This is a genomic window from Pandoraea capi (assembly GCF_902459735.1).
Lineage (GTDB): Bacteria > Pseudomonadota > Gammaproteobacteria > Burkholderiales > Burkholderiaceae > Pandoraea > Pandoraea capi.
In genome coordinates this window covers 298,011-312,154 of the sequence record NZ_CABPRV010000002.1, presented here as the reverse complement: position 1 = coordinate 312,154, position 14,144 = coordinate 298,011, and the positions used below count along the sequence as shown (strand labels likewise).

Here is a 14,144-nt window from a genome sequence, read left to right as displayed (position 1 = left end):
CGAGTGACCGGTTGGCGTGAGCGTCAGGCCGTCAGCCTTCCGGCGGCCTGGCGAACAGATGGCCGCAGCCCGCGCATTTCCGTGGGTTTCCCGAATTCATCCCTGCATTCTTCAGCGAAAAGGAGCGACGAACGCATGACGGCGCCCGAAGTTTCCCAGCGCAAACCCGCCATCGGCCTCGGCAGCGCCGCTCGCGATCTTTACCGGGCGCTTTGGCGCCACGCGCAAGGCGTTCGTGCGCATCTGCTGGGAGCGGCCGGGTTGCTGTCGGCGGCACAATTGCTGCGCCTGACCATGCCGTGGCTCGCGGCGCAGGCCATCAACGCACTTCAGCAGGGCGACATGACGGCGGCGGGGCGTTGGATCGTCTGTCTCGTGGGCATTTATCTACTGTCCTGGCTCCTGCATGGCCCGGGACGCATTCTCGAGCGCAACGTCGGTGTGCGCGTGCGTGTCCGTCTGGCGGATCAGCTTTATGCGCGCATTGCTGCCGCACCGCTCGCATGGCGCGACGGTCGGCACTCCGGCGAGCTGCAACATCGTGTGGTCCAGTCGAGCCGTGCGCTTTCCGATTTCGCGCAGAACCAGTTCGGCTATCTGCAAAGCGCGTTCAATTTCGTCGGTCCGATCGTGGCGCTTGCCTTGCTCTCGCGCACGAGCGGTGTGATTGCCGTGACCGGCTACGTCGTCATCGCCGTCATCATCCTGCGTTTCGATCGCTTACTGATGCAACTCGCCCGCGCCGAAAACGACGCCGAGCGACGTTATGCAGCCGCGTTGCTCGATTTCGTCGGTAACGCCGGAACGGTCATCGGTCTGCGATTGCAGGCCGCCTCGCGCAAATTGCTGGGGCACCGGATGGAGGCGGTGATGGTGCCGCTGCGCCGCACGGTGACGGTCAACGAAGGCAAATGGTTTGCCGTCGACATTCTCGGCATGGGGCTGACCTGGATCCTCGTGGTGGTCTACGTGTTGCAGTCGCGTGAGCCGGGACAGGCGGTGATGCTGGGCACCGTGTTCATGATTTACCAGTACGCGCAGCAGGCGGCGACGGTCGTGGGCGCGATGGCGTCCAACTTCCAGAGTTTCGCCCGCATGCATACCGACTACGGCAGCGCCGAGCCGATCTGGGAAGCTCCTGGGGACCCCGACGCCGTGCCCGGCGTCATCGCCGACACTCCCTGGGATACGCTGACTTTGCGTAACGTGTCATGGCAGTACGCGGACGACGCGCGCGGTGGCCTGCGCGGTGTGGATCTCGTGCTGCGGCGCGGCTCGCGCGTGGCGCTGATCGGCCCGAGCGGTGGTGGCAAGAGCACGTTGCTGAGAACGCTCGCAGGTCTCTATCTTCCGCAAAGCGGCGAACTGCTTTGCGACGGCAAGGCAACGGACTGGCCGGCATTACGAACGCTCGCCACGCTGATTCCGCAGGAAGCCGAGGTATTCGAGGCAAGTGTGGAAGAGAACCTGACGTTCGGCGAGCCGGCCGATGCGCAAGCGTTGACGGCGGCCGTTCACGCCGGGGTTTTCGACGACGTTCTGCAACACCTCCCGGATGGCTTGTCCAGCACCCTGAACGAACGCGGCAGCAATCTCTCTGGCGGACAGCGTCAACGGTTGGCGTTGTCGCGCGGCGCACTGGCTGCGCAGGGCAGTTCGTTGCTGCTGCTTGATGAACCGACGAGCGCCCTCGATCCGCTCGCGGAAGGCCGCGTTTTCGATCGCATGTACGCGGCCTTTCCGACGGCTTGCATCGTGGCGTCGGTTCACCGTCCGAGTCTGCTCGAACGTTTCGACACCATTGTCGTGATGGAGGGCGGGCGTGTCGTGGATGCCGGGCCGAGAGACGAAGTGCTGGCCAGACGGACCTGAACGTTGTCAGGCCTGCACAGGCGGCATATAGACTTTGCGGTAGACGCAGACGCCGTCTGATCCCGCTGTCAGCGTGATGGCATCACCTGCGGGTAGCCGAATCCAGCTTCCTGCGGGAAGCGTCGCGCCTTCGAGCAGGAGGGTTCCCTCGGTGACCAGTACCTCGACGATGTGCGATGTATCGCCGCACCGGATCGTCTCGTTCGCATGAAGGCGCCGTAGCTCGACGTGCTCCTGCGCGTCGACGAACAGCACGCAGACTTCGCCACCTGCCGCAGGTTTCCAGTGCGAAGCCTCGCGGGTATCCAGGCTGTGACCTGCTGGTCTTGCGTCGCGGACATCTGCCGCAGTTTGACGAAGATCGTCGCCCCATCACGACTGGACGGTCGATGCGACGAGCCAGGCGGATTGCGCAGATACCCGCCTGGCGGGTAATCCTGTGCGTCGGCAGAGAACGTACCGGCATGAGCCGCATCGCGCCCATGAATCGGCAAGGCCGCGCGATGCGGGTCGTGCGTCACGCGGTGCTCTGGGTGACGGGGCTGATCTCGCTCGCACCGTTCGTCTGGATGCTCCTGACGGCATGCAAGCCGGCGAACGAGGTGTTCGGTCGCGAGCTGCACATCCTGCCGGCGCATTACGCCTGCGCCGAGAACTTCGCCACGGTCTTCTCGATGATGCCGATGCTGCGTTATCTGGCGAATGGCGCGTTCGTGGTCGTGGTGATTCTCGCGCTGCAACTGCTGCTGGCGTTGCCGTGCGCCTATGTACTGGCCAAGATCTCGCATCGCGGGCGCGGCGTGCTGTTCGGTGCCGTGGTGTTTTGTCTGATGCTGCCGACGCAGGTCGTGGCGATCCCGCAGTTCCTGCTGGCGCAACAGCTCGGACTCGTCGACAGCATCTGGGCGGTGGCGCTGCCTCATGCATTCTCCGCCTTTGGCATCTATCTGCTTCGACAGTACTTCCAGACGATTCCTGACGAGTTGCTCGACGCCGCACGTCTCGATGGCTTCAGCGAGTTCGCCATCGTGTTCCGGCTCATGCTGCCGGTGGCGCTGCCCGCCGTGATCGCCTTCGGCATCTTCTCGGTGACGGCGCACTGGAACGAGTTCTTCTGGCCGCAGATCGTGTTGTCTTCGCCGGAGAAATTGCTCCCGCCGCTGGGTATCGCGTTCTTCCGCAACGAAGAGGCGGGCACCGATTACGGCGCGCTGATGGCAGCGGCGTCCATCGTCATCGCGCCTCTGGTGATTGCGTTCCTGCTGGCCCAGCGCCGTTTCATCGAAGGCATTGCGCTCTCCGGACTGAAAGGCTGACGGCAGCATTACGACAGTTGCAACCCCACAACCACTCCCACAACCGCTGACCCACGGGACGATCCCACGACTCGTCCTCTTTACGATTGGAGTATCGACGTGAACGCACGCAGAACCTGGATCAAACAACTCTCCGGACTGGCCGCCATGGCCACCGTGATGGCCGGCGGCTTCGGTGTCGCCACACCGGCTTTCGCGGCACACAACGAATTGACCGTCCTTTACGCCTTCCCGGACCTGTTCCGCCCGGCGATGGAGGAACTGGCCAAACGCTTCATGGCGGCAAACCCAGACATCAAGATCGTCTACCGTGCGCCTGCTGCCGAATACGAGCAGGCCATCCAGACGGTATTGCGCGAGTCCGTCGCCGGCACCCAGCCCGATGTCACCATGCAGGGCCTGAGCAGTATCCGGGCGACGGCCGACGCCGGCGTCGCCGTGGAACTCGACGCGATGATCGCCGCTGACAAGTCACTCGACGCGCAGGGCATCACGTCATCGATGCTGGACGCCGGCAAAATCAAGGGGCACAGCTACGCCATGCCGTTCGCGATCTCGCTGCCGGTGCTGTATTACAACGGCGAGCTCGTCAAACGGGCGGGCGGTGATCCGGACAATCTGCCGAAGACCTGGGATGAAGTGATTGCATTGTCGCGCAAGATCAATGCGCTGGGTTCAGGCAATAGCGGCCTGTTCTACGCGTGGGACGAGACGGGCAACTGGATGTGGCAGGCGCTGGTCTTCAGTCGGGGCGGCACGATGCTCGACGCGGCTGAGCGTCGCGTCGCCTTCGGCGGCCCCGAAGGCAAGTGGGCGATCAACCAGCTGGCCCGCTTCGTCAAGGAGGGCGGGATGCCCTATCTGAATCACATCAGTGCGCGTCAGCAATTCGCGGTGGGTGCACTCGGGATTTTCGCCACATCGTCGTCGCAGTTGAATGCGATTCAGAAGCTGGCGGCCGGTCGCTTCCCGGTCGTGGTCGGCACGTATCCCGACCTGAAGCCCGGCGTGTCGAAGCTGCCGTCCGGCGGTAACGGTCTCCTCATCACGACACGCGATCCGGCCAAACAACAGGCCGCATGGCGCTTCATTCGCTTTGCCGCGCAGCCGGAGCAAGCTGCCGATGTGGCGCGTCGCACGGGCTACTTTCCGCCGAACCGGAAAGCGGGCGACTTGCTGACCGACTTCTACAAGGCAAACCCGAACTATGCGGTCGCCGTGAGCGAGCAACCGTATGCGTCTGGCTGGTATGCGTTCCCGGGCAAGAACGGCTTGAAGACCATCGACATCATCAAGGACAAACTCGAATCGGTCGCGAGCGGCAAGCGTGCAGGCGAGCCGGAGAAGGTGCTGTCCGAAATGGCGGCTGACGTGGGGGCGTTGTTGCCGCAATGAGTGTGATGTCCTCGCAGAAGCAAAACCCGATGGTCGTGCTGGTCTGTTGCGACGCGCTGAATCGGGACTGGATCGACCCGGTGCGCACCCCGGTCCTGAGCCGCCTTGCGGCGCGGGGCCGGTGGTTCGCGCAGCATGAGGCGGTGTTCCCGTCGGTGACGCGGGTCTCGGCGGCGTCGATTGCCACGGGATGTGTGCCGTCTCGACATGGTTTGCACGGCAACCGCATGGGACTGTTCGAGCACGGCAAGGTGCGGGTGTACGACGTAGGGCATCCCGACTTCCGACACCACATGCGCCGGGCCACCGGCCGCACGCTCAAGGTGCCGACGCTCGCCGAACGCGTGGCCGGCATGCGTGGCTTCGTCGCCATGTCGAATGTTTCGCCCGGCGCCGCGTACTTTCTCGATCCGGATCACTTCGGCACGGTATATCACCGCGCGGGATCGTTTCTGCCCGGCGGTGATCCGGTGCCGGAGGCCGACGCGCTGAGCATCGGGCAGGATTTCGACGGTGACCGGCAGATGACGGCGCGCTTCTGCGAGGAAGTCCTGCGCGCGCGCAAACCCTCGGTCGCGGTACTGTGGCTTGCGCATCCCGACGCAACGCTGCACGGCGCCCCCCTGGGCTCGCCCGCGCACCTCGCGTCGTTGCGTCATGCGGACGCCTGCGTGAGCGAGGTCGTCACGACGGTCGATGCGCTTCGGGACGCGGGCGATGACGTGCTGCTGATCGTCCGCTCGGATCACGGGCAGGAGACGATCGGCGACAGCGTCGATATCGAAGCGTGGCTGGGGGCGCAAGGGCTGGCGGCGTTCGTCGAACGTGGCGATATCGCGGTCGCGGCACAGGGCACCTCAGCCCTGATCTATGCGACAGAGACGGGGCGTCCGGCGTTTCTGGGGATACTCGACCGGTTGCGCGAACAGCCATGGGTGGGGACGGTCGAGACTGGTGAACGGTTGATACGCCGAGGCGTATCGACGCAGGAGGGCGTTGTCGCGGCCATCGACATGGGATATCTGCCGGGCGGAAACGATTTCGGCGTCCGAGGCAAACGTTGGGCGGCGGCGGAGCCCGGCAAGGTCAAGACACCCGGTTTCGGCGAGCCTGGCGGCTGGGGGCCGGACGAGACTCGCCCGTTCCTGATCGTCGAGTGCGGCGGTGATGCTGCGCTCGTCACGCGTCCGACGAGCCTCATCGACATCGCACCTACGGTGCTGGACTTCCTCGGCGTGCCTGCGCCGGACATGCAAGGGCAGTCCGTCCTGAAATTTCAGTAGATTTCCAAAAGTCTTTCACGTTTTTGCACAAGCGCGCTATTCACAACGCGCTTGTGCTACAGTTCCGCAGCAAAAAATCAAAAGCAGATTGACCGGGCGGAAGCATAACGCTCAGGAATCCAGATCGTCGCGTTTCGTCATGCGAGACGGTGTAGGAAAATTTGCGACAAGCCAGTTCCAGTAGTCGAAAGTGTCGTACCGAATCAGATTTTGCAACCGCATTGCGAAAGGGTATCGGGGAACCATGATTAACGCTGCTGTGGGCCACCTTGCGGGGCGGCTCAACGAACATCTTAAGCAAGCCTACACACTGACCGACGACATCGTGACGATGTCCGGTCTGGTGGACCTCAACGGGCAGGCTGTCGCGAATACGAACAACCGTCTGGTTGTCATCCTCACACACATCGAGCGCGATACCGGGCCGGTGCGCAAGGGCATTCCCGGCGACGCGGGCGCTTCGCATCTGTCGGTCGGCGTGGCGCCGCTCTATCTGAATCTCTACGTGATGGTCGCCGCGAATTTCACCGGCGGCAATTACGAAGACGCCCTGAAGCTCATCTCCGGCGCCATCGCCTTCTTCCAGCGCAATCCAGTGTTCGATCGTCGCTCGTCGCCGTCGCTCGATCCGCGCATCGACCGGCTCGTGCTGGAAATCGAGAACCTCAATATCCGGGAGCTCAGCAACCTCTGGACGATGCTCGGCGGTAAATACCTGCCGTCCGTGTTGTACAAGGTGCGGCTGATGGCGCCCGACACCGACGACATCACCGGTACTGTACCGACCGTGCGCGCGCCGGTGCCTGTACTTAACCACTGAGCGGAACTACGGGGCATGATTACGTCTGCTTGCGCGCCAGGAGTGCCGGGCTACACGCGGCTATTCACTGTCGACGTCACTCACGCGTACTGGCCTTCGCCGGGTCAGTGGCTTCGTCACGTGGCCACGCCCGCGACCGCCGACTGGGTGCGGCGGCGTGATTTGCTGGTGCGCCCGCACCGGCAGGGCGTGGCCGTGTTCTGCGCGTCGGATCGTCGTGCGGTGCTGCTCGACAGGCTTCGCGCAGGCGACGCCGTCGCCACCTTCAAGTGGTACGCGCAAGACACCGATTTCTCCCTCTACACGCTGCCGACCATGCCCGGCAGGTCGTCGGTCTATGTCGTGCAGAGTCGGTCCAGCGTTCCGGTGGACGGGCAGACGTCGTCGCGTCGCCTGCATGCCGAGGCGTGCATCGAAGCGACCGATGCCGTTGCCGTGGACACGCCGGCGCTCGCTGCGCATCTCGAACGCGCCGATCGCGTGAATCCGCCCTTGCTCGTCGCGCAGATCGATCTGTCGGATCACGTCGCCCTCGACGACAGCGACGGGCAGCGCGGCATCGATTACGTCGTCAATTTCGCCGCGCGCACGAGTTGCTGGCGCTACTACTACGTGTGCCCGCAGGACAGCGGTGCGCTAAGCGTCGTCGATCTCGACGAGACGGTGAGTTTCGTCACCACCGGCAGCGAAGACCGCTCGGGCGGGCGCCGTGCGGTGATCTTCGAGAGTGAGCAAGAGATTGCAATGCAGCAGCAATACCCGCAGCGCTTTCAGTTGCGGGAACGGGGCCGGTCGGGTGAACGCGTGTTGATCCGGAGACTGCCCAATGCCGACATCGGCAGCCTGACGCAGAAGACGCCGAAGGTGCAGAAACCGCAGGAAGCTGAACAATCGGCGCAAAGCCGGGCAGTACTGGTATCCGAGATCTACATCAATTGACATCGATGACCGAGGTGAACTCATGGCGCAATACAAAACACCAGGTGTATACGTAGTCGAACAAAACGCGTTTCCCAATTCCGTGGTCGAAGTCGCCACAGCAGTGCCAGCGTTCATCGGCTACACGCAGTTCGCCGATAACAAGGGTACGCCGCTGGGCGGCACACCCTGGCGCATCAGTTCGATGGCCGAGTTCGTCATGTACTTCGGCGGGCCGCCGCCGACGACGTATTCCCTCGACGCCATCACGACCGATAAATCGGCCGACAAAGCGGCTGACAAGCCCGCCGCCGATGCTCCGGCCGACGGCGCGGGCGATCCGCCCAAGCGTCCTGTCGTCACCGATCTCTTCATCGGGGCCGTGGGCGCGCGCAAGCCGTTCAAGTTCACCCCGCAGACGAAGGAATACCTGCTGTACTACAGCATGCTGTTCTTCTTCCAGAATGGCGGCGGGCCGTGCTACATCGTGTCGGTCGGCACCTATGCGGACGGCGACATCGATTCGGGCAAGCTGATCGACGGCATCGATAGCCTTGTCAAGGAGCAGGAGCCGACGATGGTGCTCGTGCCCGACGCGGTACGGCTCGCCCGGCAGGATTGCGCAAAGGTACAGACGCACGCGCTTCAGCACTGCGGCTATACGATGCGCAACCGCTTCGCGATTCTCGACCTGTTCGACGGCATGTGGGACCGTCAAGCGCCCGGCGGCGATTGCATCACGAATTTCCGCGACGACGTGGGGTCGTCGTTCCTCGACTTCGGCGCGGCGTATTACCCGTGGGTCAACACGTCGATCGTGACGGACAAGGACCTCGACTTCACGAAGATTTCCAACCCCGCGCAACTCCAGACGCTGATCACCACGGAACTCGGCGCCGTGATCAATCCGCCTGACAGCGCGTCGCCCGCCGACAAGGCGAAGGCGAAACAGGTCAAGGATGTGATCGCCAAGCTGACGGGCGGCGCACCTGCCGCGACGGCTGACGGCGCTGCCGCAGCGCCTGCCGCTCCGGCGGCCGACGGCGACGCGGATGCCGCGAAAGCCGCCGACGCTGGTGCCGCGCCCGCCGCACCGATGTCGAAAGACGACATTGCCACGCTGCACAAGACGTTGAGCGTCATCAGCAACGTCTACGTGCAAGTGCTTCAGGCGCTCCAGAAGAAGGTCAACCTGATGCCGCCCGCCGCCGGTATGGCAGGGCTCTACACGCTGGTCGACAACACGCGGGGCGTGTGGAAGGCCCCGGCGAACATCAGCCTGAACGGTGTGGTCTCGCCGAGCGTGAACATCTCCAACGCGGATCAGGAAGACCTGAACGTGCCGACCACGGGCAAGTCCGTCAATGCGATTCGCAGTTTCATCGGCGAAGGCGTGATGGTGTGGGGCGCGCGCACGCTCGACGGCAACAGCCTCGACTGGCGCTACCTGAGCGTACGCCGCACGATGATCATGATCGAGGAATCGCTGCGTCTGGCGTGTAAGGCCTATGTGTTCGAGCCGAACACCGCCAATACGTGGGTGACGATCAAGAGCATGGTGCGCAACTTCCTCACCAGCGTGTGGAAGCGCGGCGGACTGGCCGGCGCGAGCCCGGACGATGCCTTCCAGGTTTTCGTCGGGCTCGGTGAGACGATGACCGGCGACGACATTCTCGAAGGCATGCTCAAGGTGACGGTGCTGGTGGCGGTGAGCCGTCCGGCCGAGTTCATCGAACTCACGTTCCAGCAACAGATGCAGAAATCCTGAGACCGCTAGGTCACGATCCGTTTGACCGGTCGAGTCGAGCGTGCGCGACGTCAATTGCGAATAGCGCAAGTGGCGCCAGTACCGACCGGCATTTTCCGCATGCAATCCATAGACGAGGTGTGTGATGGCAGACGATGGTTCGAAACAATCCACCACGGTTTGGCCCCTTCCCAAGTTCTACTTTCAGGTGAAGTGGGACTCGCAGGTCATGTCGTTTCAGGAAGTGAGCGGGCTGGATGTCCAGTCCGAGGAAATCAAGTACCGGCATGGCGACAGCCCGGAGTTCTCCGTCATCAAGATGCCGGGCATGAAGAAGTACGGCAACGTCACCATGAAGAAGGGCGTGTTCAAGTCGGATAACAAGTTCTGGGACTGGTTCAACCAGATCAAGATGAACACGATCAAGCGGGTGCCGGTCACGATCAGCCTGCTCGACGAGGCCGGCAAGCCGACGATGGTCTGGACGCTCGCCAACGCCTGGCCGACGAAGATCACCGGTACCGACCTGAAGTCCGAAGGCAACGAAGTCGCCATCGAGACCATCGAGATCGTGCACGAAGGTCTGACGATCGCCAACAGCTGAGTCCCGTTCGCCGCACTGGTGCGCCCGCTGCGCGGGCCGCCAGCGCCGGCTTGCGGTTCGCCCTGCTGGCGGCTTCTGCTTATCGAGCTTTCCGAGTTTCCCAAGCGTTTCCCGTTTGCCCGACATGCCGTCATCGCCTTTCGATCCCTATCCGCCGTCGGCTTTCCATTTCCGCGTGATGTTTTCGTCCACGGCGGGCGCTGTCGACGCCTCGTTTCAGGAGGTCTCCGGCATCACGACGGAGATCGATACCGAGTCGGTGCCCGAGGGCGGCGAGAACCGCTTCGTCCACACGCTCCCCAAGGGCGTAAAGCATCCGCATCTGGAGCTAAAGCGCGGGATTGCGGGCATGACGTCGCCGTTAGTGATGTGGTGCCGTTCCGTGTTCGAAGGCGAGTTCATCGTGCCGATCCGGCCGCAAACGCTGATGGTGCAGTTGCTCGACGAACTGCACCTGCCGATCCGGATCTGGACCTTCGCGAACGCTTATCCGGTGAAGTGGGAAATCGAGAGCTTCGGTTCGACGAAAAACGAAGTCGCCATCGAGAAGATCGTGCTGAGCTACACGTTTTCGTCGCGCATGATGTAGCGCGCCGCCAGCACGAGACGTTACGAGACATACGAAGAATCGGGGGATTCACCGGTGCCTATCGAAATCGGTCATCTGAGCATCAAATCGACGGTGGTGCAGCGCGCGGCACAGAGCGCCGGACAGCCGGCACTGGTCGAGGATCTGCCTGTCGCCGCGAGCGCGTTTGACGATCAGGCGCGTGCGGAACTGCTGGCGGAATGCCGGGCGCTGGTGCGCGAGATGCTCGAACGCGCCCGGGAGCGTTAAGTCATGGCGACCAGTCTCACGCGGCGCAAGTTCAGTATCGCCCCGTGCACCGTTTCCAGCGGGCAGATCTCTGTGGACGGCAGCCGCACGCCGTTCGAAGCGCTGATCAATCCGATCGGTTACAAGCGCAAGCTGAGCATCGAATACAACAAGAAGCAGACGCTGGGGCAGCCCAGCGCGATACCGCGTTTCAGCGCGGTGCGGCCCGAGACCATCACCATCGACAACCTGGTGCTCGACGGCACCGGTGTCGTCGACGGTACCGGCTCACGCAGCGTGAAAGACATGATCGACGCCATGCTGGCGGTGATCTACAAGTACGACGGCAAGAAGCACGAACCCAACTATGTGCGCTTGTTGTGGGGAACGTTCATCTTCTTCGGTCGGGTCGAGTCGATCGGACTCGATTACACGATGTTCAAACCGACCGGCGAGCCTCTGCGCGCGCGGGTCACGCTGGGCATCGTCGGTTGGGTCAGTGCGACGGAAAGCTCGCTGCGGGCGAATCTCAGTTCGCCGGATCTGAGCCATCTCGTGGAGGTGACGGCCGGCGACACGCTGCCGCTGCTGTGCAATCGCATCTACAACGATCCGTCGTATTACCGCGAGGTCGCGCGTATCAACAACCTGACCGGCTTTCGCAAGCTGGAGCCGGGCATGATGCTGCGCTTCCCGCCGCTCGTCTGATTATTTTCCCGATGACCTGTCTGTCCCTATGGCCGATTCTCCCGCTCTGAATACCAGCGCTGTCCTGAAGCTCACGATCACGAGCGGGGGTAGCGCCATTGCCGACACGATTCGCGTGATCTCGGTCGACATCGAGCGCGCGGTCGGCCGCATTTGTCAGGCGCGCATCGAAATCCTCGACGGCGACATGCCCGATAACGACTTCCCGGTGAGCGATCTGGAGACGTTCGCACCGGGCACGGCCATTGTCATCAGTGCGGGATACGGCGCGAACGCCACGCAGATCTTCGACGGTGTGGTGATCCGTCACAGCATCCGCATCACGGGAAACAACGAGGCGCGTCTGGTGATCGAGTGCCGTCACAAGGCGGTGAAGATGACGATTGGCTGCAACAACGCCAACTACATCGACAGCAAGGACAGCGACATCATCAGTCAGTTGATCGAGAAGGTCGGCGCTGACGCAGAGGTGACCGCAACGACCACCCAGCACAAGGAGATCGTGCAGTTCTACAGCACCGATTGGGACTTCGTGCTGCTGCGCGCCGAAGCCAATGGGGCATTGGTGATTGCAGACGACAACGGCAAGGTGACCGTCAAAGCGCCGCAGACATCTGCCGCCGCCGTGCTCAAAGTGACTTACGGCATCGATCTGATGTCGTTTTCCGCGGATATCGATGCGCGTACCCAGTTGCAGAGCGTGGTGGCGGCCGCCTGGGATCCGAGCACCCAGGCGATGGTGCAGCAGACGTCGCCGTCGACCTCGCTGTATGCGCAGGGCAATCTGAGCGCATCGACGCTGGCCGCCGTGGCAAGCCCGTCGACCTTTCGCCTGCAATCGACGGTCCCCGTGCCTTCGGACGACCTCAAGTCATGGAGCGATGCCACGCAAATGCGCGCCGCCCTTGCGCGAATTCGCGGACGCATGTCGTTTCAGGGCAGCGCGGCGGCCAAACCCGGCACCATGATCGAACTCGTGGGTGTAGGAAAGCGCTTCAGCGGCAGCGTGTTTGTCAGCGCCGTGCAGCATCGCATTGCCGACGGCAACTGGATCACCGAAGTGGATTTCGGCATGTCGCCGGAACCGTTCGCCGAACGTCGAGGCTCGGGCGACGTGATGGCGTCGGGCTTGCTGCCGGGCGTTGGCGGCTTGCAGATCGGGAAGGTCATGAAGCTCGACGCCGACCCCGAGAGTCAATACCGGATTCAGGTGGCCGTGCAGGTGCTTCAGGCGGAGACCGTCGGTGTCTGGGCTCGGCTGGCCAGCTTTTACGGATCGTCGGGCGTCGGGGCGTTTTTCATTCCGGAGATCGGCGACGAAGTGATCCTCGGCTATCTCAACGGCGATCCGTCGTACCCGGTGGTTCTCGGCAGTGTCTACAGCAGCCAGCGCAAGATGCCGTATGAGCTGACGGCCGAAAACTATACGAAGGCGTTGTGGACGAAAGGGCTGCTCAAGGTCATCTTCGACGACGACAAGAAGGTGATCACGCTCATCACGCCGCAGAACAACACCATCCAGATGAGCGACGACGCCAAGTCGATCTGTCTGACGGATCAGAACGACAACAAGATCCAGATGACACCCAGCGGTATCACGCTCGACAGCCCGAAGGACATCGTCATCAACGCCCAGGGGAAGGTGAGCATCAGCGCCGTGGCGAATATCGAGCATTCAGCGCAGGCCGACATCACCAGCGAAGCACTCAACATCAGTAGCACCGCGAAGGTCGGCTTCACTGCCAAGGGCTCGGCCACGGCCGAACTCTCGGCCAGCGGACAGACGACCGTCAAGGGCGCGCTGGTGATGATCAACTGACGAAGCAGGCGCGTCAGACACGTAAGTAAGACGATTCAGCCCCAGGAGACCACGAGATGCCGATGGCCGCCCGACTCACCGACATGCACACCTGTCCGATGCAGACGCCCGCCGTGCCGGCCCCGATTCCACACGTTGGCGGCCCGATCATCGGCCCGTGCGTGCCGACCGTACTCGTGGGCAAGCTGCCTGCGGCCGTGGTGACGGACAACTGCATTTGCGTCGGCCCGCCGGACAGCATCGTCATGGGCTCGACGACCGTGATGATCGGCGGCAAACCGGCCGCCCGCGTCGGCGATACGTGCGCGCACGGCGGCGCCATCGTCATGGGTTGCCCGACGGTAATGATCGGTGGGTGAGTCGGTGACTGAATCGGGGGAGCGCACATGAGCGCAGACAAATCGTTTCTCGGCACCGGCTGGGCGTTTCCGCCGCGCTTCGGCGACAGCGCCGCGAACGGCCGCACGCAGATGGTCGAAGCCGAGACCGATATTCGGGAAAGCCTCGGCATCATTCTGTCGACCGTGCCCGGCGAGCGGATCATGCAGCCGACGTTCGGCTGCGGCATCAAGGCCTATGTCTTTGAGGAAATCAGCGAAAGCGTGATGACCGAGATGCGCGACGCCATCGACCGGGCGATCCTGTTCTTCGAGCCGCGCGTGACGGTCGAGCGTATCGAGATCGATGCGTCGAGTGCAATCGACGGGCGTGTGGACGTGCTGATCGACTACACCGTGCGCGGTACGAACACTCGCACCAACATGGTCTATCCGTTCTACTTCCTCGAAGGCACGAACGTGCCGGCGGCGCAGATCGAGTCGCCGACTCAGGGATAGCGCCAGCCG

15 protein-coding genes and 1 pseudogene are annotated in these 14,144 nt (G+C 63.0%); 14 read left to right on the top strand and 2 right to left on the bottom strand.

Annotation, left to right across the window (positions count from 1 at the left end):
* Positions 1 to 135 precede the first annotated feature (135 nt).
* The gene (locus tag PCA20602_RS04845) at positions 136 to 1,872 is read left to right on the top strand and encodes an ABC transporter ATP-binding protein (RefSeq protein WP_150720225.1); all 1,737 of its coding nucleotides are present in this window, start codon (positions 136 to 138) and stop codon (positions 1,870 to 1,872) included.
* Between the two features lie 6 nt (positions 1,873 to 1,878).
* On the opposite strand, the gene PCA20602_RS25910 is transcribed toward PCA20602_RS04845, so the two are convergent.
* Together PCA20602_RS25910 and PCA20602_RS26260 are read right to left on the bottom strand one after the other, a co-directional pair.
* The gene (locus PCA20602_RS25910) at positions 1,879 to 2,127 is read right to left on the bottom strand and encodes a cupin domain-containing protein (RefSeq protein ID WP_246182030.1); all 249 of its coding nucleotides are present in this window, start codon (positions 2,125 to 2,127) and stop codon (positions 1,879 to 1,881) included.
* Positions 2,128 to 2,222: 95 nt separating this feature from the next.
* Positions 2,223 to 2,393 (bottom strand): annotated as a pseudogene (locus PCA20602_RS26260) (cupin domain-containing protein); the annotation flags it as partial.
* On the opposite strand from PCA20602_RS26260, the gene PCA20602_RS04835 reads away from it, so the two are divergent.
* The 13 genes from PCA20602_RS04835 (at position 2,337) to PCA20602_RS04775 (ending at position 14,135) form a co-directional block, all read left to right on the top strand.
* Entirely contained in the window at positions 2,337 to 3,188 is an 852-nt protein-coding gene (locus PCA20602_RS04835) for a carbohydrate ABC transporter permease (RefSeq protein ID WP_150720223.1), read from the top strand. The pseudogene PCA20602_RS26260 and the gene PCA20602_RS04835 sit on opposite strands and share 57 nt — an antisense overlap.
* 99 nt (positions 3,189 to 3,287) lie before the next feature.
* Complete coding sequence (locus PCA20602_RS04830) at positions 3,288 to 4,583, top strand: ABC transporter substrate-binding protein (protein WP_150720222.1); 1,296 nt, start codon at positions 3,288 to 3,290, stop codon at positions 4,581 to 4,583.
* Positions 4,584 to 4,588: 5 nt separating this feature from the next.
* Positions 4,589 to 5,866 (top strand): alkaline phosphatase family protein, encoded by a 1,278-nt coding sequence (locus PCA20602_RS04825; protein WP_174980810.1) that lies wholly within the window; start codon positions 4,589 to 4,591, stop codon positions 5,864 to 5,866.
* A 244-nt stretch (positions 5,867 to 6,110) separates the two neighbouring features.
* Positions 6,111 to 6,686 carry a Pvc16 family protein gene (locus PCA20602_RS04820; RefSeq protein WP_069342902.1) on the top strand — a complete coding sequence of 192 codons (576 nt, stop codon included), beginning with the start codon at positions 6,111 to 6,113 and terminating at the stop codon, positions 6,684 to 6,686.
* Positions 6,687 to 6,701: 15 nt separating this feature from the next.
* Positions 6,702 to 7,625 (top strand): hypothetical protein, encoded by a 924-nt coding sequence (locus PCA20602_RS04815; RefSeq protein ID WP_150720220.1) that lies wholly within the window; start codon positions 6,702 to 6,704, stop codon positions 7,623 to 7,625.
* Positions 7,626 to 7,647: 22 nt separating this feature from the next.
* Positions 7,648 to 9,372, top strand: a complete 1,725-nt coding sequence (locus PCA20602_RS04810) for a phage tail sheath family protein (protein WP_150720219.1) — start codon at positions 7,648 to 7,650, stop codon at positions 9,370 to 9,372.
* Positions 9,373 to 9,496: 124 nt separating this feature from the next.
* Positions 9,497 to 9,955: a phage tail protein gene (locus tag PCA20602_RS04805; protein WP_039398341.1), complete on the top strand. Its 459-nt coding sequence runs from the start codon at positions 9,497 to 9,499 to the stop codon at positions 9,953 to 9,955.
* Positions 9,956 to 10,079: 124 nt separating this feature from the next.
* Complete coding sequence (locus PCA20602_RS04800; RefSeq protein ID WP_150720218.1) at positions 10,080 to 10,544, top strand: phage tail protein; 465 nt, start codon at positions 10,080 to 10,082, stop codon at positions 10,542 to 10,544.
* A gap of 54 nt (positions 10,545 to 10,598) precedes the next feature.
* Complete coding sequence (locus PCA20602_RS04795; RefSeq protein WP_150720217.1) at positions 10,599 to 10,793, top strand: DUF5908 family protein; 195 nt, start codon at positions 10,599 to 10,601, stop codon at positions 10,791 to 10,793.
* A 3-nt stretch (positions 10,794 to 10,796) separates the two neighbouring features.
* The gene (locus PCA20602_RS04790) at positions 10,797 to 11,480 is read left to right on the top strand and encodes a CIS tube protein (protein ID WP_150720216.1); all 684 of its coding nucleotides are present in this window, start codon (positions 10,797 to 10,799) and stop codon (positions 11,478 to 11,480) included.
* Between the two features lie 28 nt (positions 11,481 to 11,508).
* On the top strand, positions 11,509 to 13,299 hold the full coding sequence (vgrG, locus tag PCA20602_RS04785) for a type VI secretion system tip protein VgrG (protein WP_150720215.1): 1,791 nt from the start codon (positions 11,509 to 11,511) through the stop codon (positions 13,297 to 13,299).
* A gap of 62 nt (positions 13,300 to 13,361) precedes the next feature.
* The gene (locus PCA20602_RS04780; RefSeq protein ID WP_240493581.1) at positions 13,362 to 13,658 is read left to right on the top strand and encodes a PAAR domain-containing protein; all 297 of its coding nucleotides are present in this window, start codon (positions 13,362 to 13,364) and stop codon (positions 13,656 to 13,658) included.
* 27 nt (positions 13,659 to 13,685) lie between these two features.
* The gene (locus PCA20602_RS04775; RefSeq protein ID WP_150720214.1) at positions 13,686 to 14,135 is read left to right on the top strand and encodes a GPW/gp25 family protein; all 450 of its coding nucleotides are present in this window, start codon (positions 13,686 to 13,688) and stop codon (positions 14,133 to 14,135) included.
* The last annotated feature ends 9 nt before the right edge of the window (positions 14,136 to 14,144 follow it).